Raw genomic sequence first — 24,450 nt, forward strand, 5'->3', positions numbered from 1 at the left:
GGGAGAAAATGTATAAAGTATTATTAGTAGATGATGAGTACATGGTGACAGAAGGTCTGAAACGTTTGATTCCCTTTGATAAGTGGGGTATGGAGGTCGTCGCAACAGCCAGTCATGCTGATGAAGCCCTAGAATATGTTCAGGAAAATCTCGTTGATGTCATCATTTCAGATGTCAATATGCCCGACAAAACAGGGCTTGATATGATTCGGGAAATGAAAGAGATCTTACCAGATGCCGCCTATATCCTGCTTTCAGGTTATCAGGAGTTTGATTATGTAAAAAGAGCAATGAACCTTAGTGTGGTGGACTATTTGGTCAAGCCAGTAGATAAGGTAGAGTTGGGAAATCTGCTGGAGAAGATTAAAGGTCAGCTTGGAGAGAGAGGGAAGAAAAGTCAGATCCTCAGTCAAGATTTAGACGAGACTGGATTTGTTAGTTATCTAGGAGGTAAGGAGAATTGGTGGATAGGACTATCTAAGGAAAAACAAGGCTCCTTCACCATTCCCTACTATGTCTTGGGTCAAGATTGGCAGATTTTCATTTCTGACCAACCTCTAGATGGTTTAGTCGTTACTCCCTTTGAAGCTCCCTATCAAGAGCACTTTGAACGCTGGAAGCTGAATGCTGAGAAAGCCCTCTTTTACGGCTCTGTAAATCTAAAACAGTCTGAGAGTCTCTTTGCCTATTACGAACCGATTTATAGGGTTATCATTCAGGGAAATCTCAATCAAATCGTAGAAGAGTTAAATCTTTTGGAGAAGGTAGTTCTTGAAAATACGCCGCGTGTTCCGATTACCAAACAGCTTTTTATCCAGTTTGTCATGGATGTCTTTCATTTGTTTGAACATCTCAAAGCTGATGATATGACGGACATTGTCAAAACCATTCATGCTATTCAATCCTTCGATGAATTGGTTCCTTATATCAAGGAAACTCTGACCCGATTCTTTGGACAATATCGGATGAATGAAAATGTGGTCAGTGTGCTAGAAGTCATTGGGCGTGATTATCAGAAAGAACTTTCCCTCAAGGATATCAGTAAGGATCTCTTTATCAATCCTGTCTATCTGGGGCAGTTGATTAAGCGAGAAACCAATTCGACCTTTGCAGAGTTACTAAATAAACAACGCATTAAGGCTGCCCAACAACTTTTGCTTTCAACTAGTGACAGTATTGAAGATATTTGTTATGCTGTTGGTTACAGTAATGTTGGATATTTCTATAAAGTGTTCCGAAAATTGTGCGGAAAATCGCCAAAAGCCTACCGAAAACAGGTAGAAACTACACTATAATATTTGTATTTCTTTACAAAAGGTGCTATAATATCAATAATAATATCAGGAGGTTCTATCATGAAAAAGAAACCAATCTATCTATGGGTATTACTGATTTTTTCAGCCTTACTCTCAGCAATGTCACTATTTGGAATCATATCTCCAGTACCTACTGCGGAGGGTATGAACAATCTAGAAACATCAGCATCAGGTGTTAATGCTACTTATGCTAAGGAGCTCGTTGCTTACACCATTAAGGTATCGGAGCATGGTCATTCTATCTTCAGCATTCTCTTGGTTGTCTTATCTGTTATTCTGGTTGTTGTGGCTTTGGTTTTCCTTGTTCGTAAAAACATCCAATTGGCTAACTACACTTATCTTGCTTATGTCTTCGTTGCCATCGTTGGTTCTATCTACAACTTTATCGGCGTTCAGGATGCGGTTTCACTTTTTACAGACCCTAACATCCGTATGGGAGCGGAGCTTGGTGCCAAAGGTTCTGCTATTTTTGGAATCGTACTCAATGTTCTCTTCCTAGCCCTTGTCTTTTACAAGATGTGGCGTCAGCAAAAAGCCTTGGCGGAAGAAGAGGAAACAGAAGAACTTGCCTAAGTATTGACAAAAAATAACTATCAAGTTACAATCTTGGTAGTTATTTTTCGATTATAGATAAAATCATGGAGGTAAATATGAAGACAATTTCTTTAGTTTATATCAGTCTGAGTGGAAACACTGAGAGTTTTGTGACGCGCTTGAAAGATTATCTCTTGTCCCAGTACGAGGGAATTGAGGTTCAAAAGATTCATATTAAGGATTTGGTCAAAGAAGGCCAAGATTTCTATGAGATGGATCATCCCTATGTTGCTTTTTTGCCGACTTACCTAGAAGGTGGGAATGGCGTGGATAACGGAGATGTTGAGATATTGACGACACCAGTGGGAGATTTTATCGCCTATGGTGACAATGCTAGTAAGTGTTTTGGCGTGGTTGGTTCAGGAAATCGTAACTTTAATAACCAATACTGCCTGACAGCTAAGCAATACAGTCAACGTTTTGGTTTCCCTGTATTGGCTGATTTTGAAATGCGAGGCATGCTGGGAGATATCAAACGTGTCGTAGCAATTATCGCAGATTTGTATGAGTTGGAAAGTTAAGCTGATAACGATCTTTCAATCATTAGAAGAAAGAAGTTATTATATACTCCTTTATAGTAGAGATAAAAATTACCTATAAACTTTTTAATATAAATGTTATTTGATATGGTTGTAATATAAAATTATGCCCTAAAAAAACCGAGAAGCTTTCTTCTCGGTTTTTGATTATTTCAATTGATCTGTAATGTCTTTTGATAGCAACATTCCTAGATGATAAGTTTTATTGATGTAAGCAATGACATCATTGATATTTTCAGTCGTGTGAATTTTCTCTTTGATATCAGTCCTAAATGTTTCATCCTTCAAAAGTTGTTCTTGGTAGAGTTTTTGTAGTCTCTCCTTCTCGTACTTATTAAGCAGAAAAAGGAAAACCAAGCTAATCACAACGAGGATATAAGCATATTGGCTCATAGGATATCTCCCTGTATGATAAAGAAGTAGTAGTGAATAAATCGATTTAGTGGATCTAAAATAGCAGAACAAGCCAGCAAAACTTGATAAGATTTTTGATAGACCTCTAAACTAAAATCCGTATAGGTTTAGTGTAAGTTACTTAGATTATTTTGCAATCAAGTAATTTAAAATATTACGACATGAACCTAACCAAATCGATATTATTTGGTTAGGTGAATTAGTGAAGCGTTTAGGCAATTCGCCATATAGCGATTGCCGTCAAGAGACTAGGAACTTTAGTTCCAGTCTCTTGTAACGATTTACATCTTCTCTGGCGCTTCTACTCCGAGCAAGCGAAGGGCTTCTTTGAGAACGACTGCGGTTGCGTAGCTGAGGGCTAGACGGCTGTTGCGTTCTGTGCTTTCATCCAAGATACGGGTATGTGCATAGTATTTGTTGAAGGCTTGAGCCAGGCTAATTGCAAATTTAGCAATGATAGAAGGTTCAAAGTTATCCGCTGCACGGTTGATAATACGTGGGAAGTCTTGGATGAGTTTGATGATTTCCCAGCTTTCAGCATCATTCAAGCTATAGTTGCCAGCTGTTTCTGGTTTGAAATCGGCTTTGCGTAAGATCGATTGGATACGAGCGTAGGCATATTGAACATAGGGTCCAGTTTCACCTTCGAAGGATACCATAGCCTCTAGGTCGAAGTCATATCCATTTGTACGGTCGGTCTTGAGGTCATAGAACTTAATTGCTCCTACCCCGACAGCATGCGCTACTTGGTCTTTATTTTCAAGTTCAGGATTTTTAGCCTCGATTTGGGCCTTGGCACGACTAACAGCCTCTGCAACTGTAGGCTCTAGCAAGATGACATTTCCTTTACGAGTAGAGAGTTTTTTACCTTCTTTTGTAACCAAACCAAAGGGAACGTGAGTAATATCTTCACTCCAGTCGTAGCCCATTTCTTGCAAGACAGCTTTGAGTTGTTTAAAGTGGGCAGATTGCTCTTGACCAACGACGTAGATAGATTTGGCAAATTGGTATTCATTTTTACGGTAAAGGGCCGCAGCCAAGTCACGTGTGATATAGAGAGTTGCACCATCAGATTTCTTGATAAGGGCTGGATGTTCAATTCCATATTTTTCAAGATTCACAACTTGGGCACCTTCTGACTCAACAAGAAGGCCTTTTTCAGAAAGAATGTCTACAACTGCATCCATCTTATCATTGTAGAAGGCTTCTCCGTTGTAGCTGTCAAATTCAACCTGCAATTCATTGTAAAGGCGGTTAAATTCCACCAAACTTTCATCACGGAACCATTGCCAAAGAGCGAGAGCTTCCTCGTCTCCATTTTCAAGTTTACGGAACCATTCGCGTGCTTCTTCATCCAAGCTAGGGTCATTTTCAGCTTCAGCGTTGATGCGGACATAGAGTTTAAGAAGTTCATCAATTGGATGAGCTTTTACAGCTTCTTCGTCGCCCCATTTTTTGTAGGCAACAATCAACATCCCAAACTGTTTACCCCAGTCTCCCAAATGGTTGATCTTGACCGTTTGATAACCGATTTTTTGGAAAATATGTGATAAGCTATCTCCGATAACAGTTGAGCGCAGGTGACCGATAGAAAATGGTTTAGCGATATTTGGACTAGACATATCGATAACAACATTTTCTTGTTTACCAATATGTTGGTCAGCATAGTGTTCTTTTTGAGTGATAACGGCTTGCAATACTTGAGCAGAAATGGCAGATTTATCAAGGAAAAAGTTAACGTAAGGTCCTGTTGCGACAACCTTTTCAAAGGCTTGGCTGTCAATCTTTTCAGCCAGTTCAGCAGCAATCATTTGAGGTGCTTTACGTTCGACTTTTGCAAGAGAAAAAGCAGGGAAAGCGATGTCTCCCATTTCTGAGTTTTTAGGGGTTTCCAGTAAATTTAAAATAGCCTCTTGGTCCAGGCTATCAATGACGCTAGCCAATTCGCTAGCAATCAATTCTTTTGTATTCATTAAGAGCTCCTTTTTGGACTTTTCTACTATTTTATCACAATTTTAAAGAAAGAAGAAAAAATTTTTGAAATCTCCTATTTTTTTGGTATAATATAGTTATAAAATTAGTTATAAATATGCATATAAGAGGATTTTATGAGAAAAAGAGATCGTCATCAGTTAATAAAAAAAATGATTACTGAGGAGAAATTAAGTACACAAAAAGAAATTCAAGATCGGTTGGAGGCGCACAATGTCTTTGTGACGCAGACAACTCTGTCTCGTGATTTGCGCGAAATCGGCTTGACCAAGGTCAAGAAAAATGATATGGTGTATTATGTACTAGCAAATGAGACAGAAAAGATTGATTTGGTGGAATTTTTGTCTCATCATTTAGAAGGTGTTGCAAGAGCAGAGTTTACCTTGGTGCTTCATACCAAATTGGGCGAAGCCTCTGTTTTGGCAAATATTGTAGATGCAAACAAGGATGAATGGATTTTAGGAACAGTTGCTGGTGCCAATACCTTATTGGTCATTTGTCGAGACCAGCACGTTGCCAAACTCATGGAAGATCGTTTGCTAGATTTGATGAAAGATAAGTAAGGTCTTGGGAGTTGCTCTCAAGACTTATTTTTGACAAGGAGATACGGAAAATGGCGACAGAAAAGCTATCACCCGGCATGCAACAGTATGTGGATATTAAAAAGCAATATCCAGATGCTTTTTTGCTCTTTCGGATGGGTGATTTTTATGAATTATTTTATGAGGATGCGGTCAATGCTGCGCAGATTCTGGAAATTTCCTTAACGAGTCGTAACAAGAATGCCGACAATCCGATTCCTATGGCGGGTGTTCCCTATCATTCTGCTCAACAGTATATCGATGTCTTGATTGAGCAGGGCTATAAGGTAGCCATTGCTGAACAGATGGAAGATCCTAAGCAAGCAGTTGGGGTTGTTAAACGAGAGGTTGTTCAGGTTATTACACCAGGGACAGTGGTCGACAGTAGTAAGCCGGACAGTCAGAACAACTTCTTGGTTGCCATAGACCGTGCTGGTAATCAATTTGGCCTCGCTTATATGGACCTGGTGACGGGCGACTTTTATGTGACAGGTCTTTTGGATTTCACGCTGGTTTGTGGAGAAATCCGTAATCTCAAGGCGCGAGAAGTGGTGTTGGGTTATGACTTGTCTGAGGAAGAGGAACAAATCCTCAGTCGTCAGATGAATCTGGTGCTTTCCTATGAAAAAGAAGGCTTTGAAGACCTTCATTTACTGGATTCACGATTGGCATCTGTGGAGCAAGCGGCATCTAGTAAGTTGCTCCAGTATGTCCATCGAACCCAGATGAGGGAATTGAACCACCTCAAGCCTGTTATACGCTATGAAATCAAAGATTTCTTGCAGATGGATTATGCGACCAAGGCTAGTCTGGATTTGGTTGAGAATGCTCGTTCGGGCAAGAAGCAAGGCAGTCTTTTCTGGCTTTTAGATGAAACCAAAACAGCTATGGGAATGCGGCTCTTGCGTTCTTGGATTCATCGTCCTTTGATTGATAAGGAGCGAATCGTCCAGCGTCAAGACGTGGTGCAGGTCTTCTTTGACCACTTCTTTGAGCGCAGTGATTTGACAGATAGTCTCAAGGGTGTTTATGACATCGAACGTTTGGCTAGTCGGGTTTCTTTTGGCAAGACCAATCCCAAGGATCTCTTGCAGCTGGCGACCACCTTATCCAGTGTGCCACGGATTCGTGCGATTTTAGAAGGGATGGAGCAACCTGCTTTGGACTATCTCATCGCACAGTTGGATGCCATTCCTGAGTTGGAGGGCTTGATTAGTGATGCCATTGCTCCTGAAGCCCCTCACGTGATTACGGAAGGTGGCATTATCCGTACGGGATTTGATGAGACCTTAGACAAGTACCGTCGCGTTCTCAGAGAAGGGACTAGCTGGATTGCTGAGATTGAGGCTAAGGAGAGAGAAAACTCTGGCATCAGTACGCTTAAGATTGACTACAATAAAAAGGATGGCTACTATTTTCATGTGACCAATTCACAACTGGGAAATGTGCCAGCCCACTTTTTCCGCAAGGCAACGCTGAAAAACTCGGAACGTTTTGGAACCGAAGAATTAGCCCGTATCGAGGGCGATATGTTGGAGGCGCGTGAGAAGTCAGCTAATCTAGAGTACGAAATTTTTATGCGTATTCGTGAAGAGGTCAGCAAGTACATCCAGCGTTTACAAGCTCTAGCCCAAGGAATTGCGACGGTTGATGTCTTGCAAAGTCTGGCGGTTGTGGCTGAAACCCAGCATTTGATTCGACCAGAGTTCGGAGAGGATTCACAGATCGATATCCAGAAAGGGCGCCATGCTGTCGTTGAAAAGGTTATGGGGGCTCAGACCTATATTCCAAATACGATTCAGATGGCAGAAGATACCAGTATTCAACTGATTACAGGGCCCAACATGAGTGGGAAGTCTACCTACATGCGTCAGCTAGCTATGACGGCAGTTATGGCTCAGCTAGGCTCTTATGTGCCAGCAGAAAGCGCCCATTTACCGATTTTTGATGCGATTTTTACCCGTATCGGAGCAGCAGATGACTTGGTTTCAGGTCAATCAACCTTTATGGTGGAGATGATGGAGGCCAACAATGCCATTTCGCATGCGACTAAGAATTCTTTGATTCTCTTTGATGAGTTAGGACGGGGAACTGCTACTTATGACGGGATGGCTTTAGCCCAGTCCATCATCGAATACATCCATGAGCACATCGGAGCCAAAACTCTCTTTGCCACCCACTACCACGAGTTGACCAGCCTAGAGTCTAGTTTACAACACTTGGTCAATGTTCACGTGGCAACCTTGGAGCAGGATGGACAGGTAACCTTCCTTCATAAGATTGAACCAGGCCCAGCTGACAAATCCTACGGTATTCATGTTGCTAAGATTGCTGGCTTGCCAGCAGACCTCCTAGCAAGGGCGGATAAGATTTTGACCCAACTGGAGAGTCAGGGGACAGAAAGTCCTGCTCCTACGAGACAAACAAGTGCCGTCACGGAACAGATTTCTCTCTTTGATACGGCAGAAGAGCATCCTATCCTAGCAGAATTAGCTAAATTGGACATTTACAATATGACACCTATGCAGGCTATGAATGTTTTGGTTGAATTAAAACAGAAACTATAAAAATAATTCCACTCATGCATTTGTGAGTGGGATTATTGCTATTACTTTCTATGCTCCAAGAGTTGATTGATATGGTCTACTTTTTTTGATGCTCTTTTATAGGAAATAGTCCAAATGATGAGGTAGACAATCGCAAACTCGATAATGAGTTGGAGATAGAAAATCCAGTGGAAGGGGAACCAACCTGCTAGGGTTGCTAATGGGATAAATCCTACTAGCATAAGGAAGAAATGGGTCAGAGTTGCACGGAGCAAGCTCCAGTCACGGCTGAATAATCGTTTACCAAAGTTGAATAGAATACCAATGGCTGCCCAGATCAGTGTGCAGTAGAGCAAGACCAAGGCACCGTGAACCTGATGTTGAGCCATCACTTGTCCGATCAGAGATTCAGGACTCAGTGGTGCGTAGGTATTTGGTGCATAAATGAGTGAAAAGATGATAGAGAGGATGAGGCCGATGAGGACACCAGCAGCTGCGTCGTGGAAGATTTGTTTTTTCATAGTTCTAATTTCTCCTTGATGGTTTTTAGATAACGGCGTGAAGAATAGGTGAAGCTTTCGTTTTTCAAGAAAATTTCTACTAGGCCGTTTGGGGTTAGCTTGATATGAGAGATGGAGTTGATATTGATGATTTCTGATTGGGAAATTTGGATAAAATTGGTTGGCAGAATTTCAAGGACTTGATAGAGCCGTAAATCAATATTGTAGGTCTGGCTAGCCGTTTCTGCAAGAACCTTCCGATTCTCGATATAGAAGCGCTGAATCTTGCCAATCTCAACGAGATAGACCTGATTATTGATTTTCCCTTTGATTTTTTCTGTTCGGTCCAGATTTTCTGCGAACTCGATGACTTTCTGGACTTTATCTGTCGGCTGAGGTGCTTGAACAATCAGCTTTTCCTCCTCGTAAGTTTCACTAATCTGTAGTTCTACTTTCATAAATTTCTCTCCTTGTTTTTCATACAAAATTGTGATCACTTCTTGTACACCTTTATTAAACACTATTTTACGACACTTGACAAGGGACTTTGTCTATGTGGAGGGATTTGGCTCTTATGTGGTGCTTGCTTTTCTGTCCTTTCTGAAATATGGTATAATAGCACTAATCAATTTCTAGGAAAATAGGTACGGAAAGGGGCTGAAAGATGTCTCATATTATTGAATTGCCAGAGGTGCTGGCAAACCAGATTGCAGCTGGAGAGGTCATTGAACGTCCTGCCAGTGTGGTCAAAGAGTTGGTAGAAAATGCCATTGACGCGGGCTCTAGTCAGATTATCATTGAGATTGAGGAAGCTGGTCTCAAGAAGATTCAAATCACGGATAATGGTCATGGAATTGCTCACGATGAGGTGGAATTGGCCCTGCGTCGCCATGCGACCAGTAAGATAAAAAATCAAGCAGATCTCTTTCGGATTCGGACGCTTGGTTTTCGTGGTGAAGCCTTGCCTTCTATTGCGTCTGTTAGTGTCTTGACTCTGTTGACGGCGGTGGATGGTGCGAGTCATGGGACTAAGCTCGTCGCACGTGGGGGAGAAGTAGAAGAAATCATCCCAGCGACTAGTCCTGTGGGGACCAAGGTTTGTGTGGAGGACCTCTTTTTCAACACGCCTGCCCGTCTCAAGTATATGAAGAGCCAGCAGGCGGAGTTGTCTCATATCATTGATATTGTCAACCGTCTGGGCTTGGCCCATCCTGAAATTTCGTTTAGTTTAATCAGTGATGGCAAGGAAATGACGCGAACAGCAGGGACTGGCCAACTGCGACAAGCAATCGCAGGGATTTACGGTTTGGCGAGTGCTAAGAAGATGATTGAAATTGAGAATTCTGACCTTGATTTCGAAATTTCTGGCTTTGTATCCTTGCCTGAGTTAACTAGAGCCAATCGCAATTATATCAGCCTCTTCATCAATGGCCGTTATATCAAGAACTTCCTGCTCAATCGTGCAATTCTAGACGGCTATGGCAGTAAGCTTATGGTAGGCCGTTTTCCACTGGCTGTCATTCACATTCATATCGACCCTTATCTAGCGGATGTCAATGTGCACCCAACCAAGCAAGAAGTGCGGATTTCTAAGGAAAAAGAACTGATGACACTGGTTTCAGAAGCTATTTCCAACAGTCTCAAGGAACAGACCTTGATACCTGATGCCTTGGAAAATCTTGCCAAATCTACCGTTCGTAATCGTGAGAAGGTGGAGCAAACTATTCTCCCGCTCAAAGAAAATACTCTTTACTATGAGAGAACTGAGTCGTCAAGACCTAGTCAAGCTGAAGTAGCTGATTATCAGGTAGAATTGACTGAGGAAGGAAAGGATTTAACCCTGTTTGCCAAGGAAACCTTGGACCAGCTGACTAAGCCAGCAAAACTGCATTTTGCAGAGAGAAAGCCAGCTAACTATGACCAACTGGACCATCCAGAACTAGATTTAGCCAGTCTGGATAAGGCCTATGATAAGCTGGAGCGAGAAGAATCTTCAAACTTTCCAGAGTTAGAATTTTTCGGGCAAATGCATGGAACCTATCTCTTTGCACAGGGACGAGATGGGCTTTATATCATAGACCAGCATGCGGCTCAGGAACGGGTCAAGTACGAGGAGTACCGTGAAAGTATTGGCAATGTTGACCAGAGCCAGCAGCAACTCCTAGTGCCCTATATCTTTGAATTTCCAGCAGATGATGCCCTTCGTCTCAAGGAAAGAATGCCTCTTTTAGAGGAAGTTGGCGTCTTTCTAGCAGAGTACGGAGAAAATCAATTTATCCTACGTGAACATCCTATTTGGATGGCAGAAGAAGAGATTGAATCAGGCATCTATGAAATATGCGACATGCTCCTTTTGACCAAGGAAGTTTCTATCAAGAAATACCGAGCAGAGCTGGCTATCATGATGTCCTGCAAGAGATCTATCAAGGCTAACCATCGTATCGATGACCATTCGGCTAGACAGCTGCTCTATCAGCTTTCTCAGTGTGACAATCCCTATAACTGTCCCCACGGACGTCCTGTTTTAGTGCATTTTACCAAGTCAGATATGGAAAAGATGTTCCGACGTATTCAGGAAAATCACACCAGTCTCCGTGAGCTGGGGAAATATTAAACTAAAAGGAAAACTATGTACGAATATTTAAAAGGAATCATTACCAAAATCACTGCTAAATACATTGTTCTTGAAACCAATGGTATAGGTTATATCCTGCATGTAGCTAACCCCTATGCTTACTCGGGACAGATCAATCAAGAGGCTCAAATTTATGTGCATCAGGTCGTGCGTGAGGATGCCCATCTACTTTATGGATTTCGTTCAGAAGACGAAAAGAAGCTCTTTCTCAGTCTGATTTCGGTATCTGGGATTGGTCCTGTATCAGCTCTGGCTATTATCGCTGCCGATGACAATGCTGGCTTGGTTCAAGCCATTGAAACCAAGAACATCACCTACTTAACTAAGTTCCCTAAAATTGGCAAGAAAACAGCCCAACAGATGGTGTTGGACTTGGAAGGTAAGGTAGTAGTTGCAGGAGATGATCTTCCTGCCAAGGTGGCAGTGCAAGCAAGCGCTGAAAACCAAGAATTGGAAGAAGCTATGGAAGCTATGTTGGCTCTGGGCTACAAGGCAACCGAGCTCAAGAAAATCAAGAAATTCTTTGAAGGAACGACAGATACAGCTGAGAACTATATCAAGTCGGCCCTTAAAATGTTGGTCAAATAGGAGCAGAGCATGACAAAACGTTGTTCGTGGGTCAAGGTGACCAATCCGCTCTACATTGCCTATCATGATGAGGAGTGGGGACAGCCCCTCCATGGTGACCAAGCATTGTTTGAGTTGTTGTGTATGGAAACCTATCAGGCAGGCTTGTCTTGGGAAACGGTGCTCAACAAACGACAAGCTTTCCGAGAAGCCTTTCATGGCTATCAAATTCAAGCGATCGCAGATATGACAGACGCTGAATTGGAAGCTTTGCTGGATAATCCAGCCATCATTCGAAATAGAGCCAAGATTTTTGCTACACGCGCTAACGCCCAAGCATTTTTACGACTACAGGAAGAATATGGCTCTTTTGATGCCTATCTTTGGTCCTTTGTTGAGGGGAAAACGATCGTTAACGATGTTCCCGATTACCGCCAAGCCCCAGCTAAAACACCTCTGTCTGAGAAGTTAGCCAAAGATCTCAAAAAACGAGGCTTCAAGTTCACAGGCCCAGTCGCCGTCTTGTCTTTTCTACAGGCTGCAGGGCTAGTTGATGACCATGAGAATGATTGTGAGTGGAAAAGCGGTCGTTAGTATGTACAGGTAACTAGCATATCTGAGAATATAGAAAAAAGCTGAGAAATTTTTCCCAGCTTTTTATATATACTATTAGATTTGTTAGAGTGAAGTCAAAAAAGTGATTCCACCTAAAATAACACCAGCTGAATTTGGAATGATTAGTATCCAATCCTTCTTAGGTTCCTTTGTCCATCCATAAATAACCCAGATTAAGCAAGATATAGCAGCTGATAAAGGTTGAAATGGTTGAGCTTTATTTCCCTGTAAATTAGCGATAATTTGAGGTATGTAGGCAATAAATACTATAATTCCAATAAAGGCACCAATAGAACCTACGATTCGATTAATTTTTTGTTTTGTCATATACACCTCCTTCAAAAGGATATCATAGAAATTAGCGAAATGCAATAAATTCAGATACAAATTGTAACGAAAACGAATACAAAAGCACAAAAATAGAGAAACTATTTATTTTTTGTTATAGTCAAAGCGAATGATTTGCTCCTTTGCATCTACATAGGCGTGAACTCCGAAGGGTACAATTGCTCTTGGAGTTGCGTGGCCGACATTTAGATTATAGATAATCGGGATATTGCTGTCAATAATATCCAATAGTGCCTCTTTATAGTCGTCATAGAAAGTTTCATCCATAGGTTTTCCGACCAAGAGTCCACTGATGACCTCGAATATACCAGTGTCTTTTAAAGTCCGCAACATATTTTTGAAGTCTTCCAGCTCAGGCTTTTCTTCGCTTGTTTCTAGCAAGAGGATTTTTCCTTCCCAGTCTGACAAGTCAGGGAAAAGTTTGTATTTTTGGCAGAGCTCCGTGCTATCTGCGTATCGAGAGTTGTCAAAGATATCGTAGAGGGATTCGAGGCAACCACCGAGGATTTTTCCCTCGAACTGGGCATTTCCCCGCAACAGCTCGAAACCAGTATTTGCATGACTGACACGAGGTGTCCCCAGAGCCTTGGGACTGAAGTCAGTCCTTTCATCATACCAAACGTCACTAGGGCGGATTTCTGAGATTCTTCCCGTCTCAATCAATTCTTTAAAGTAGTGGAGGCTATAGGTCAGCACTTCCTTGTCCAATTCACAAATGTCTGCTAGGAAGGATTGACCATAAAAAGTTTTGATTCCTAGTTTATGCAACATGAGATGGTTCATGGTTGTATCCGAGAAGCCAAGAAAAATTTTTTGTTTGATAACCTTTTGTAGTTGGTCATTTTCAAAAAGATAAGGTAGTAAGCGATAGGTATCGTCTCCACCGATGGCGCATAGGATCATGTCGATGCTATCATCAGAAAAGGCATGAATCAAATCCTCTGCACGAGCTTCAGGATGGTCCTTGATAAAGTCTAATCCTTTTAGCGAATGAGGCAAAAAGGTAGGATTGAGTCCCAGGTTCTTGAGACGTTGGACACCCAAGTCCACTTCGTGTTTGACAAAGTCCTCTCCGATAATGCCACTAGATAAACTAACAACACCAATAGTAGAAACCATATTTCTTCCTCCTAGAAATTGATTGAGCCTATTTTATCATAAAAAGATTAGATAGAGCTATGTGGGATGTCAGAAGAATACTTTAAAATCAAAAAAGTAAGTGAAAAAGCAACCGCGCCTGCAGTTGCTTTTTATACATACTATTAGATTTGTTAGAGTGAAGTCAAAAAAGTGATTCCACCTAAAATAACACCGGCTGAATTTGGAATGATTAGTATCCAATCCTTCTTAGGTTCCTTTGTCCATCCATAAATAACCCAGATTAAGCAAGATATAGCAGCTGATAAAGGTTGAAATGGTTGAGCTTTATTTCCTTGTAAATTAGCGATAATTTGAGGTATGTAGGCAATAAATACTATAATTCCAATAAAGGCACCAATGGAGCCTACGATTCGATTAATTTTTTGTTTTGTCATATTTCCCTCCAATTATAGAGTATCAAAATGATTGTATATAGGCAAGGAATATGCTCATTTGTTGTTATTCTCTGTACAAAATAGAATAAAATGTTTACATTTATGTTTTATAAAGTATAAATGTACTGAATTTTAGATAGAGTTAAATATTTTTTACATGATTGTTTAAAGATTAAAAAATCATGGTTCTTATGATGTTGAACCATGATATGTTTCCGTTCTTCTTAATAACGTGTTGGTCCTGCACTTGCGCTACGGATATTCAAGCGTTTCTTGAGATAGAAGCGAAGGGCTAGGAGGGCTGCTCCGATAATAGCCAGTGGCAATGGAGCAAGTACTGGGTTAAGGCTAGCTGGTAGGAAGCTTGTTGCAAAGAAGACAAGCAGCCAAAGGAACATAGAAGCTAGGATAACCAGTACAGATTTCCAGAAAGGTGGACGTTGGCTGCGGTCCATATCTGGTCCATAGTATTGGTAAACAAAGTAGTACATCAAGTAGAAGGCAAATCCACCAACCAGTCCAACTAATAGGAGAGTGACAAATCCATAGCCGAAAGCTTGATCTGCCGCAAAGAAGGTTGTGAGGGCGCTGACAAGGGCAAAGAGGCTAGTGATGAAAAGAGCTGAGTCCATAATCATGAGTTTCGGATCATCATTTTCTTTTGGATGCTCTTTTTCATATTGCTCCTTAACAGTGAAGCTATGAGCCCAGTGAGTGGGTGCACCATAGAGGGAACGAGCAGTCGTACCCTTGGCTTGCTCTTCAAGGATTTGGGGAATAACTTCCTCAAAAATAGCCTTGATTTCAGCGTCTGTTTTCCCATCTTTGATGAATTGTTGGGTAGCGATGTGGACAAACTCTTGGTTTTTCTTGGTTAATTTTTGTAGATCAATCTGAGACATAGGAACTCCTCTTAGAACCATTTTTTATGGATGAGATAGAGAGTGAGCGAGACACTCATAGCAAAAGCGATAAAGACGATTAACCAGAAGGCATTCGGCTCGCCGTTTAGGGGGATTTCATTATCCTTAAAGTTCATCCCGTAGGCAGAAAAGACCATGGTTGGGATGGACATGACGATGGTCACAAGGGCCAAGGTTTTCATGATGTTGTTCTGGTTGTTGGAAATGATAGAGGCGAAGGTCTCTGTCATAGAATGCAAGACGTTTCCATAAATGTCTGCCATCTCGATGGCCTGTTGGGTTTCAATCAGGGTGTCTTCAAGCAGGTCTTCGTCTTCAAGGTATTTCTTGATATTGCTGGTTGAGCTGGTTAATTTCTTAATCACGCGCTCATTTGTTTTGAGGGAGGCCTTGAAATAGACGATGGTTTTTTCCAATTCCATGAGCTCAATCAATTCTTCATTACGAGTTGATTGATGCAGTTGACTTTCGATTTGTTCACTCTTACGGTCAATCGAACGAAGGGCTGTTAGGTAAAGTTCTGCATTGCGATAGAGAATCTGGAAGATAAAACGTGAGCGCATGAAGGTATAGAAATTACGCAAGCGACGGTTGATAAAGACATCGAGGACCGGTAATGGTTCCAAACAAGTAGTGATAATGGTTTCCTCAGTGATGATAATACCAAGCGGGATGGTGACGTAGTAGGTGCGGTTATTTCTTTCTTCTGTGACCGGCACGTCCACGATGATCAAAGTATACTCATCTTCGATGGTAATACGAGACATTTCTTCCGCATCGAGTGGTGCACGAAGGTCGGCAATATCGATATCGAAGGCGTTAGCGATTTCGAGTGATTCATTTTGAGTCGGATTGACGAGATTGATCCAAGTACCCGGTTCAAGCGTATCGATCTCTTTAAATTCAGTTGTTGTAGAGAGAAAAACTTGTTTCATATCCCTTATCCTTTCTCATTTTTCAGATTTTTTCACACCGTACTATTATACTATAAATTCAGCCTTTTGGGTAATAGAATCTCACTTTTTTTGGTATAATGGTAAGCAATAATGGACTAGAAAGAACAAAGATGCAAGATAAAATTGTCATTCATGGGGCGCGTGCCCATAATTTAAAAAATATTGACGTGGAAATTCCACGAGACAAGTTGGTTGTCGTGACCGGCTTGTCAGGTTCAGGGAAATCCAGTCTGGCCTTTGATACCCTCTATGCGGAGGGTCAACGTCGCTATGTGGAGAGTTTGTCAGCCTACGCTCGTCAATTCTTGGGGAATATGGAGAAGCCTGATGTAGATGCTATTGATGGTCTCAGCCCCGCTATTTCCATCGACCAGAAAACGACTAGTAAAAATCCTCGCTCGACGGTGGGAACAACGACTGAAATCAATGACTATCTGCGTCTCCTCTACGCACGTGTGGGGACGCCTTACTGTATTAACGGGCATGGAGCTATCAAGGCTTCTTCTGTGGAGCAAATCGTGGATAAGGTTTTAGAATTGCCTGAACGCCAGCGCTTGCAGATCTTGGCCCCTGTCATCCGCAAGAAAAAAGGCCAACATAAGAGTGTTATTGAGAAGGTTCAGAAAGATGGGTATGTTCGTGTCCGTGTGGATGGTGAAGTCTATGATGTAACCGAAGTGCCAGAGTTGTCTAAGAGTAAGCAACACAATATCGATGTCGTGGTTGACCGTATTGTCATCAAGGAGGGCATTCGTAGTCGTCTCTTTGATTCCATTGAGGCTGCCCTTCGTATTGCAGAAGGTTATGTCATTATCGACACTATGGACGACTCTGAGTTGTTGTTTTCTGAGCATTATGCCTGTCCAGTTTGTGGCTTTACTGTTCCAGAGTTAGAGCCTCGTCTCTTCTCTTTCAATGCTCCTTTTGGCTCTTGTAGTGAGTGTGACGGTTTGGGCATCAAGCTGGAGGTGGATACTGATTTGGTAGTACCAGATGCCAGCAAAACCTTACGTGAGGGAGCCTTGGCTCCGTGGAATCCTATCTCATCCAACTACTATCCAAACATGCTAGAGCAGGCTATGACAGCCTTTGGAGTGGATATGGATAAGCCTTTTGAGGACTTGTCAGAAGAAGATAAGAACTTGATTCTCTACGGCTCAGATGGTAAGGAATTCCATTTCCACTATGAGAATGAATTTGGTGGCGTGCGCGATATCGATATTCCTTTTGAGGGAGTTGTTAATAATATCAAACGTCGCTACCATGAAACTAATAGTGACTACACTCGCACCCAGATGCGCCTTTACATGAATGAGCTGACCTGCGGAACCTGTCATGGTTACCGTCTCAATGACCAGGCCTTGTCTGTCCGTGTTGGTGGTGACCAAGGGCCACATATCGGAGAAATTTCAGACCTGTCTATCGCAGACCACTTGGAGTTGGTGAGCCAGTTAACCTTGTCTGAAAATGAAGCCATCATTGCTCGTCCCATTCTCAAGGAAATCAAGGACCGTTTGACCTTCCTTAATAACGTGGGTCTTAACTATCTGACTCTGTCTCGTTCAGCAGGAACCCTTTCAGGTGGGGAAAGTCAGCGTATTCGTTTGGCAACACAAATTGGTTCCAACCTATCAGGCGTCCTCTATATCCTAGATGAGCCATCGATTGGGCTCCACCAGAGGGATAATGATCGCCTGATTGCCAGTCTCAAAAAGATGCGTGATTTGGGTAATACTCTCATAGTAGTGGAACATGATGAAGATACCATGCGCGAGGCGGATTATCTGATTGACGTTGGTCCCGGTGCCGGTGTTTTTGGTGGGGAGATTGTCGCTGCAGGTACGCCTAAACAGGTAGCTCGTAATAGTAAGTCTATCACAGGTCAGTACTTGTCAGGCAAACGTGCCATTCCAGTACCAGAAGAACGCCGTGTTGGTAATGGTCGTTTTATCGAGGTGACGGGAGCGCGTGAGAACAACCTGCAAAATGTCACAGCTCGCTTCCCACTAGGAAAATTCATCGCAGTGACAGGGGTATCAGGTTCAGGGAAATCGACCCTAATCAACAGTATCCTCAAAAAAGCTATTGCCCAGAAGCTCAACCGTAATTCAGACAAGCCTGGTAAATTTAAGACTATTACAGGAATTGAGCATGTAGACCGCTTGATTGACATTGACCAGAGTCCAATTGGACGGACGCCGAGGTCCAACCCAGCTACCTATACAGGAGTTTTTGACGATATACGTGACCTCTTTGCCCAGACAAATGAAGCTAAGATTCGAGGCTACAAGAAGGGTCGTTTCAGTTTCAACGTCAAGGGTGGTCGCTGTGAAGCCTGCTCAGGTGATGGGATTATCAAGATTGAGATGCACTTCTTGCCAGATGTTTATGTAGCTTGTGAAGTCTGCCACGGAATCCGCTACAACAGTGAAACTCTAGAAGTTCACTATAAGGAAAAGAATATCTCGCAGGTCTTGGATATGACCGTTAACGATGCGGTAGAATTTTTCCAACACATTCCGAAAATTCAGCGCAAACTTCAGACTATCAAGGATGTGGGACTTGGTTATGTGACATTGGGGCAACCTGCTACCACCCTTTCTGGGGGAGAAGCCCAGCGTATGAAACTGGCTAGTGAACTTCACAAACGATCGACAGGAAAATCTTTCTACATTCTGGATGAGCCGACGACAGGTCTTCATACCGAGGATATCGCTCGCTTGCTCAAGGTTTTAGCTCGCTTTGTTGACGATGGCAATACAGTCCTTGTTATCGAGCACAATTTAGACGTTATCAAGACAGCAGACCATATTATTGACTTGGGACCTGAGGGCGGTGTCGGTGGTGGAACCATCATCGCAACAGGAACTCCAGAAGAAGTAGCGGCCAATGAAGCCAGCTACACAGGACAGTATTTGAAAGGAAAGTTACATCATGAATAAACGTGTACAAGCATTTCTAGCCAAAATGCAAGAAAAAGAACTAGATGGCATCATCATCAATAACCTTAAAAACGTCTATTATTTGACTGGTTTTTGGGGCTCAAACGGAACAGTCTTCATCAGCCGTGACCGTCAGGTCTTGGTGACGGATTCTCGTTATATCATTGCAGCTAAGCAAGAAACCAGTGGGTTTGAGATTGTGGCTGATCGTGATGAATTGGCTGTCATTGCAGGTATTGTCAAGGACATGGGTTTGTCTCGTATCGGTTTTGAAGATGAGATTTCAGTCTCTTATTATCACCGTATGCAGGCAACCTTTGAAGGAATTGACTTGCTTCCACAAACTCAGTTTGTCGAAGGTCTTCGAATGATTAAGGATGAAGCGGAGATTGCAGCTATTCGCAAGGCTTGCTCTATCTCAGACCAAGCTTTCCGTGACGCGCTTGACTTTATCAAACCAGGAAAAACTGAAATTGAGATTGCCAACTTCCTTGACTTCCGCATGCGTGAGTTGGGAGCATCTGGCTTGTCTTTTGACACCATTCTAGCTAGCGGTATCAACTCTTCCAAACCCCATGCCCATCCTATGCACAAACCAGTGGAGCTAGGAGAAGCCATTACAATGGACTTCGGTTGCCTTTATGACCACTATGTCAGTGATATGACACGAACTATCTATTTGGGGCATGTCAGCGACGAGCAAGCAGAGATTTACAATACAGTTCTCAAAGCCAACCAAGCCTTGATTGACCAGGCTAAGGCAGGATTAGGTTTCCGAGACTTTGACAAAATTCCTCGTGATATTATCATCGAGGCAGGCTATGGCGACTACTTTACCCACGGTATTGGTCACGGTATTGGACTGGATATTCATGAGGAACCATACTTTAGCCAGACTTCTACAGAAACTATTAAGGCAGGTATGGCTTTGACCGATGAACCAGGTATCTATATCGAAGGCAAATATGGCGTTCGTATTGAGGATGATATTCTGATTACAGAGACAGGTTGTGAATTGTTGACCCTAGCTCCAAAAGAGTTGATAGTTATTTAGTTATTTGTCAAGAAAAAAGTACGAAAATGACGGAAAAAGTCAAAAAAATTTAAAAATAGGTCGCAAGTCGGATGTTTTTTATGGTATAATAGACTAAACTGATAGTAACATGTAGCGAAAGGGGTAGGTACATGATTAAAATTTATACAGTCTCAAGTTGTACTAGCTGTAAAAAAGCAAAAACCTGGCTCAATGCCCACCAGTTAAGTTATAAAGAACAAAACCTTGGTAAAGAAGGAATTACGAGAGAAGAATTACTGGATATTCTAACCAAAACAGATAACGGAATAGCCAGCATCGTTTCATCTAAAAATCGCTATGCCAAAGCCCTTGGAGTGGATATTGAAGATTTGAGTGTCAATGAAGTCCTCAATCTGATTATGGAAACACCGAGAATTTTAAAGAGCCCAATCCTTGTAGATGAAAAACGCCTGCAAGTTGGCTACAAGGAAGACGATATTCGTGCCTTCCTACCACGCTCTGTCCGTAATGTAGAAAATGCAGAAGCACGTTTGCGTGCAGCTCTATAAACATCAAGGCTGGGAGTGCTTCCTAGCCTTGTTTGCTCTTTTAATTCAAAAATGATGTGAGGAATTATGAAAAAAATACTAATTACAAGTTTTGCACTACTTTTCCTGCTTGCTGGATGTGGGCAAAAAAAAGCGACAACTGCATCCTCTAGTAGTGAATCTGAAACATTACAGTCAACCCTACCTGTCCTAGAGAATGCTGAGAAGAATACAGTAGTTACAAAAACATTTATGCTACCGAAGTCAACAGACGGTAGTCAGCAAATTCAAACGGTCACATATAAAGGAAAACAATTTTTAAGTTTGACTATTGTTCAAAAAAGACCAATTACCGATGAATTGAAGACTTTTGTAACTGAGCATGGTGTAGAGGCTACTCAAAAAGCCCTCATGGAGGCTGAAGGTAAAGATACCTCGATTCAGGAAGCACGAAAGTTGCCAGGTTTTACACTTGAGACGAAGATACTAAGTGAAACAGAAATTCAAACAACAACTACTTATGATTTTCAGGTTTTAGATATCAAAAAAGCTTCACAGGTTGAATATCTAAAGAATATTGGCTTGGAAAATCTTTTGAAAAATGAACCGAGTCAATATGTAGCAGATAGATTGGCAAATGGCGCGACAGAACAGTAGAAAATCCAAATAAACAGACTGCCTGAATTGTAGAACGTAAGGAATTGTGCTATAATGGTACTATTCTAAGGAAAGAGGGTGTTAGAATGGGATTTACTGAAGAAACAGTACGTTTTAAATTGGACGATTCCAATAAAAAAGAAATAAGTGAAACTTTGACTGATGTCTATGCTTCGTTGAACGATAAGGGCTACAACCCAATTAACCAAATCGTAGGTTACGTATTGAGTGGAGACCCTGCCTACGTTCCTCGTTATAATAATGCACGAAATCAAATACGTAAATATGAGCGTGATGAAATCGTTGAGGAATTGGTTCGCTACTACCTAAAAGGACAAGGAGTCGATCTATAACCTATGAGAATTATGGGATTGGACGTCGGTTCAAAAACGGTAGGGGTGGCCATTAGCGATCCGCTTGGTTTTACAGCTCAAGGACTTGAAATCATCCAAATCAATGAGGAACAAGGCCAATTTGGTTTTGACCGCGTTAAAGAGTTGGTTGATACTTACAAGGTGGAACGATTTGTAGTGGGCTTGCCTAAAAACATGAACAATACAAGCGGACCGCGCGTGGAAGCTAGTCAAGCCTACGGAGCAAAGTTAGAAGAGCTTTTTGATTTACCAGTAGACTATCAAGATGAACGCTTGACAACAGTCGCCGCAGAGCGCATGTTGATTGAACAAGCAGATATTAGCCGTAACAAGCGCAAGAAAGTTATTGATAAGTTAGCAGCTCAGCTGATTTTACAAAATTATTTAGATAGAAAATTTTAATACAAAGGAGAGGCTATGTCACACGATCATAACCACGAACACGAAGAACGTGAACTAATCACACTAGTAGATGAGCAAGGAAACGAAACCTTGTTTGAAATCCTTTTGACCATTGACGGAAAAGAAGAATTTGGTAAAAACTATGTTCTTCTAGTACCAGTTAACGCAGAAGAAGACGAAGACGGACAAGTTGAAATCCAAGCTTACTCATTCATCGAAAACGAAGATGGAACAGAAGGTGAATTGCAACCAATCCCAGAAGACTCAGAAGACGAATGGAACATGATTGAAGAAGTCTTCAACAGCTTTATGGAGGAGTAAAAACATCCAGTGGATGTTTTTAGCCTGACGCTAAAAATAAAAACCGTCAGTAAGTCTGGGAGACTGTATCAGCCCAACTCCCAGAAATTGGGAAGAGTTGGAACGTCCAGTGGACGTTTTTAGCCCTGCGCTAGAAATTAGAAACGCAGGCACATTCAGTGGATGTTTTTACCCCACGTTAACTTCATAGTAGCTAGTTATTAGCTAACCAGGTGAGAGGTTGGGATGAAAATCCTGACCTCGTTTTTGTTAGTCATCATACTTTAGTGTGGTAATTGATTAGACTTTTATCAAGGAGATATGTATGTTTGAAGTAGAAGAATGGCTCCATAGTCGGATTGGTTTGAATTTTCGATCAGGTTTGGACCGAATGCAGCAAGCGGTGGATTTGTTAGGAAATCCTGAGCAGTCTTACCCTATTATCCACGTGACAGGGACTAATGGGAAAGGATCTACCATTGCTTTTATGAGGGAGTTATTTATGGGGCATGGCAAAAAAGTTGCGACCTTTACCTCCCCTCATATCGTCTCTATCAATGATCGAATCTGCATTAACGGGCAACCAATAGCTGATGCAGACTTCATCCGTTTGGCTAATCAGGTCAAGGAGATGGAGAAAACGCTTCTGCAAACCCATGATCAGTTGTCCTTTTTTGAATTGCTGACCTTGATTGCTTTTCTCTACTTTAGGGAGCAAGCGGTGGATTTGGTTTTACTAGAAGTGGGAATTGGTGGCTTACTTGATACGACCAATGTGGTAACCGGAGAGATTGCTGTCATCACCTCCATCGGACTTGATCATCAGGAGACTCTGGGTGACAGTATAGCAGCAATTGCAGAGCAGAAAGCTGGTATTTTTAAGGCTGGTAAGAAGGCAGTGATTGCGAAATTGCCTCCAGAAGCTAGGCTTGTCTGTCAGAAAAAAGCAGGATTTTTAGCTGTTGACCTTTATCAGGCAGGTAAAGATTTTTCAATGCTGAATGGCGGTTTTTCAAGTTCTTTGGGGAATTTTCCACAGCTGAAAATAGGATTGGAAGGAGCCTATCAGCAGGAGAATGCCGCCTTGGCATTGCAAGCATTTCTTCTCTTTATGAGAGAAGGAAAGGAAGTTGTTGATGAGCAGGTTGTAAGACAGGCCTTGAAACAGACTCATTGGGCTGGGCGTTTGGAGCGTATTCGTCCTCAGATTTACTTGGATGGTGCTCATAACCTCCCTGCCTTGACTCGCCTAGTGGAGTTTGTCAAAGAAAAAGAGCAGGAAGGCTATCGTCCTCAAATCCTCTTTGGAGCCTTGAAACGTAAGGATTATCAAGGGATGTTGGGTTATCTGACTGAAAATTTACCTCAGGTGGAACTCAAGGTGACCGGCTTTGACTATCAAGGGGCTCTGGAGGAGACAGATGTAATAGGTTACGATGTGATTCCTTCTTACCGAGAATTTATCAGCAGTTTTGAAGCAAGGGCAGACGCGCAGGACTTGTTGTTCATTACAGGATCTCTCTATTTTATATCAGAAGTACGGAGTCACCTACAGGAGCATGAGCAGATAAATTGACCTCCTTTTTTGAACTTGTTATACTAGGAGAACTGCCAGTTGGAAGGAAAAATTGGTAGAAGAAAGGAAATTCATCATGAAATTAAAAAGATTCACACTTTCTCTTGCTTCTCTAGCAAGTCTTAGTCTCTTAGTAGCTTGTTCACAGAGAACTCAACAGGTTCAACAACCAGCAGCTCAATCGCAAACTCAACAAACTCAGCAATCACAACCTGCTGCTTCATCTTCTACAGAAAATACAAACCAGGCAGCAACAAGTTCTTCACAAAATACAGTTACAGCTCAACCAACTAATATTGATGGGACTTATACCGGTCAGGATGACGGAGACCGTATCACTTTAGTGGTAACTGGAATAACTGGTACCTGGACACAGGTTGAAACTGACGGGGAACAAGAAATCAAGCAGGTCAGCTTCGATGCAGCCAATCAACGCATGATTATTGGGGATGATGTCAAGATTTATGCAATCAATGGCAGTCAGATGATTATCGACGATATGGATAGAGAAGCGTCTGATCGCATTGTTTTATCAAAATAGACTAGAAGGAGACTGGATTTTTTGGTCTCTTTTA

At 42.0% G+C, this 24,450-nt stretch carries 26 protein-coding genes; 17 read left to right on the plus strand and 9 right to left on the minus strand.

Annotated features, from left to right (window positions below; genetic code table 11):
- Positions 1 to 8 precede the first annotated feature (8 nt).
- The 3 genes from D8845_RS02185 to nrdI all read left to right on the plus strand — a co-directional run bounded on the left by D8845_RS02185 (position 9) and on the right by nrdI (position 2,431).
- On the plus strand, positions 9 to 1,295 hold the full coding sequence (locus tag D8845_RS02185) for a response regulator transcription factor (RefSeq protein WP_125452334.1): 1,287 nt from the start codon (positions 9 to 11) through the stop codon (positions 1,293 to 1,295).
- Positions 1,296 to 1,355: 60 nt separating this feature from the next.
- Complete coding sequence (locus D8845_RS02190) at positions 1,356 to 1,889, plus strand: ABC transporter permease (protein ID WP_084930636.1); 534 nt, start codon at positions 1,356 to 1,358, stop codon at positions 1,887 to 1,889.
- Between the two features lie 77 nt (positions 1,890 to 1,966).
- Positions 1,967 to 2,431 (plus strand): class Ib ribonucleoside-diphosphate reductase assembly flavoprotein NrdI, encoded by a 465-nt coding sequence (gene nrdI, locus D8845_RS02195; protein WP_125452335.1) that lies wholly within the window; start codon positions 1,967 to 1,969, stop codon positions 2,429 to 2,431.
- Positions 2,432 to 2,596: 165 nt separating this feature from the next.
- Here nrdI and D8845_RS02200 read toward each other — a convergent pair whose 3' ends face one another.
- Positions 2,597 to 2,842 (minus strand): hypothetical protein, encoded by a 246-nt coding sequence (locus tag D8845_RS02200; RefSeq protein ID WP_000084858.1) that lies wholly within the window; start codon positions 2,840 to 2,842, stop codon positions 2,597 to 2,599.
- 302 nt (positions 2,843 to 3,144) lie between these two features.
- Positions 3,145 to 4,836, minus strand: coding sequence for an arginine--tRNA ligase (gene argS, locus D8845_RS02205; protein ID WP_125452336.1), 1,692 nt, complete (start codon positions 4,834 to 4,836; stop codon positions 3,145 to 3,147).
- 135 nt (positions 4,837 to 4,971) lie between these two features.
- Between argS and argR the strand changes: the two genes are divergently transcribed.
- Both argR and mutS read left to right on the plus strand, forming a co-directional pair.
- A complete protein-coding gene (argR, locus tag D8845_RS02210) occupies positions 4,972 to 5,418 on the plus strand; it encodes an arginine repressor (protein WP_001231476.1) in 447 nt (148 codons plus the stop codon).
- A 50-nt stretch (positions 5,419 to 5,468) separates the two neighbouring features.
- The gene (gene mutS / locus D8845_RS02215) at positions 5,469 to 8,003 is read left to right on the plus strand and encodes a DNA mismatch repair protein MutS (protein ID WP_125452337.1); all 2,535 of its coding nucleotides are present in this window, start codon (positions 5,469 to 5,471) and stop codon (positions 8,001 to 8,003) included.
- A gap of 41 nt (positions 8,004 to 8,044) precedes the next feature.
- Here mutS and D8845_RS02220 read toward each other — a convergent pair whose 3' ends face one another.
- Together D8845_RS02220 and D8845_RS02225 are read right to left on the minus strand one after the other, a co-directional pair.
- Complete coding sequence (locus D8845_RS02220; protein WP_125452338.1) at positions 8,045 to 8,503, minus strand: DUF3021 domain-containing protein; 459 nt, start codon at positions 8,501 to 8,503, stop codon at positions 8,045 to 8,047.
- Entirely contained in the window at positions 8,500 to 8,940 is a 441-nt protein-coding gene (locus D8845_RS02225; protein WP_125452339.1) for a LytTR family DNA-binding domain-containing protein, read from the minus strand. Before D8845_RS02225 ends, D8845_RS02220 begins: the two co-directional genes overlap by 4 nt.
- A gap of 206 nt (positions 8,941 to 9,146) precedes the next feature.
- Between D8845_RS02225 and mutL the strand changes: the two genes are divergently transcribed.
- The 3 genes from mutL to D8845_RS02245 are packed head-to-tail and all read left to right on the plus strand — an operon-like array spanning position 9,147 to position 12,278.
- Positions 9,147 to 11,096: a DNA mismatch repair endonuclease MutL gene (gene mutL / locus D8845_RS02235; protein WP_125452340.1), complete on the plus strand. Its 1,950-nt coding sequence runs from the start codon at positions 9,147 to 9,149 to the stop codon at positions 11,094 to 11,096.
- A gap of 15 nt (positions 11,097 to 11,111) precedes the next feature.
- Positions 11,112 to 11,705: a Holliday junction branch migration protein RuvA gene (ruvA, locus tag D8845_RS02240; RefSeq protein WP_000273415.1), complete on the plus strand. Its 594-nt coding sequence runs from the start codon at positions 11,112 to 11,114 to the stop codon at positions 11,703 to 11,705.
- Positions 11,706 to 11,714: 9 nt separating this feature from the next.
- A complete protein-coding gene (locus tag D8845_RS02245; RefSeq protein ID WP_125452341.1) occupies positions 11,715 to 12,278 on the plus strand; it encodes a DNA-3-methyladenine glycosylase I in 564 nt (187 codons plus the stop codon).
- 84 nt (positions 12,279 to 12,362) lie between these two features.
- Here D8845_RS02245 and D8845_RS02250 read toward each other — a convergent pair whose 3' ends face one another.
- The 5 genes from D8845_RS02250 to D8845_RS02270 form a co-directional block, all read right to left on the minus strand.
- Positions 12,363 to 12,626: a SemiSWEET family transporter gene (locus D8845_RS02250; RefSeq protein ID WP_000166114.1), complete on the minus strand. Its 264-nt coding sequence runs from the start codon at positions 12,624 to 12,626 to the stop codon at positions 12,363 to 12,365.
- Positions 12,627 to 12,731: 105 nt separating this feature from the next.
- A complete protein-coding gene (locus D8845_RS02255) occupies positions 12,732 to 13,766 on the minus strand; it encodes a S66 family peptidase (protein ID WP_000255140.1) in 1,035 nt (344 codons plus the stop codon).
- 152 nt (positions 13,767 to 13,918) lie between these two features.
- Positions 13,919 to 14,182, minus strand: a complete 264-nt coding sequence (locus D8845_RS02260) for a SemiSWEET family transporter (RefSeq protein WP_000166114.1) — start codon at positions 14,180 to 14,182, stop codon at positions 13,919 to 13,921.
- 224 nt (positions 14,183 to 14,406) lie between these two features.
- Positions 14,407 to 15,084 carry a DUF1129 domain-containing protein gene (locus D8845_RS02265; RefSeq protein WP_000078011.1) on the minus strand — a complete coding sequence of 226 codons (678 nt, stop codon included), beginning with the start codon at positions 15,082 to 15,084 and terminating at the stop codon, positions 14,407 to 14,409.
- An 11-nt stretch (positions 15,085 to 15,095) separates the two neighbouring features.
- Positions 15,096 to 16,040 carry a magnesium transporter CorA family protein gene (locus D8845_RS02270; protein WP_000815623.1) on the minus strand — a complete coding sequence of 315 codons (945 nt, stop codon included), beginning with the start codon at positions 16,038 to 16,040 and terminating at the stop codon, positions 15,096 to 15,098.
- Positions 16,041 to 16,171: 131 nt separating this feature from the next.
- Between D8845_RS02270 and uvrA the strand changes: the two genes are divergently transcribed.
- The 9 genes from uvrA to D8845_RS02320 all read left to right on the plus strand — a co-directional run bounded on the left by uvrA (position 16,172) and on the right by D8845_RS02320 (position 24,416).
- Entirely contained in the window at positions 16,172 to 19,003 is a 2,832-nt protein-coding gene (gene uvrA / locus D8845_RS02275) for an excinuclease ABC subunit UvrA (protein WP_125452342.1), read from the plus strand.
- Positions 18,996 to 20,057, plus strand: a complete 1,062-nt coding sequence (locus D8845_RS02280; RefSeq protein WP_049515513.1) for a M24 family metallopeptidase — start codon at positions 18,996 to 18,998, stop codon at positions 20,055 to 20,057. Before uvrA ends, D8845_RS02280 begins: the two co-directional genes overlap by 8 nt.
- A 131-nt stretch (positions 20,058 to 20,188) precedes the next feature.
- Positions 20,189 to 20,587: a transcriptional regulator Spx gene (gene spx / locus D8845_RS02290; RefSeq protein WP_000591165.1), complete on the plus strand. Its 399-nt coding sequence runs from the start codon at positions 20,189 to 20,191 to the stop codon at positions 20,585 to 20,587.
- A gap of 66 nt (positions 20,588 to 20,653) precedes the next feature.
- Positions 20,654 to 21,223, plus strand: a complete 570-nt coding sequence (locus D8845_RS02295; RefSeq protein WP_125452343.1) for an SP0191 family lipoprotein — start codon at positions 20,654 to 20,656, stop codon at positions 21,221 to 21,223.
- 86 nt (positions 21,224 to 21,309) lie between these two features.
- Positions 21,310 to 21,576: an IreB family regulatory phosphoprotein gene (locus tag D8845_RS02300; RefSeq protein ID WP_000507059.1), complete on the plus strand. Its 267-nt coding sequence runs from the start codon at positions 21,310 to 21,312 to the stop codon at positions 21,574 to 21,576.
- A 3-nt stretch (positions 21,577 to 21,579) separates the two neighbouring features.
- Complete coding sequence (gene ruvX, locus D8845_RS02305; protein ID WP_033628869.1) at positions 21,580 to 21,999, plus strand: Holliday junction resolvase RuvX; 420 nt, start codon at positions 21,580 to 21,582, stop codon at positions 21,997 to 21,999.
- A 15-nt stretch (positions 22,000 to 22,014) separates the two neighbouring features.
- Positions 22,015 to 22,320: a DUF1292 domain-containing protein gene (locus D8845_RS02310; protein ID WP_000017626.1), complete on the plus strand. Its 306-nt coding sequence runs from the start codon at positions 22,015 to 22,017 to the stop codon at positions 22,318 to 22,320.
- Positions 22,321 to 22,624: 304 nt separating this feature from the next.
- Positions 22,625 to 23,875, plus strand: coding sequence for a bifunctional folylpolyglutamate synthase/dihydrofolate synthase (locus D8845_RS02315; protein WP_125452344.1), 1,251 nt, complete (start codon positions 22,625 to 22,627; stop codon positions 23,873 to 23,875).
- 76 nt (positions 23,876 to 23,951) lie between these two features.
- The gene (locus D8845_RS02320) at positions 23,952 to 24,416 is read left to right on the plus strand and encodes an SP_0198 family lipoprotein (RefSeq protein ID WP_125452345.1); all 465 of its coding nucleotides are present in this window, start codon (positions 23,952 to 23,954) and stop codon (positions 24,414 to 24,416) included.
- Positions 24,417 to 24,450: the final 34 nt, after the last annotated feature.

Source organism: Streptococcus mitis, assembly GCF_003942865.1.
Lineage (GTDB): Bacteria > Bacillota > Bacilli > Lactobacillales > Streptococcaceae > Streptococcus > Streptococcus mitis_BI.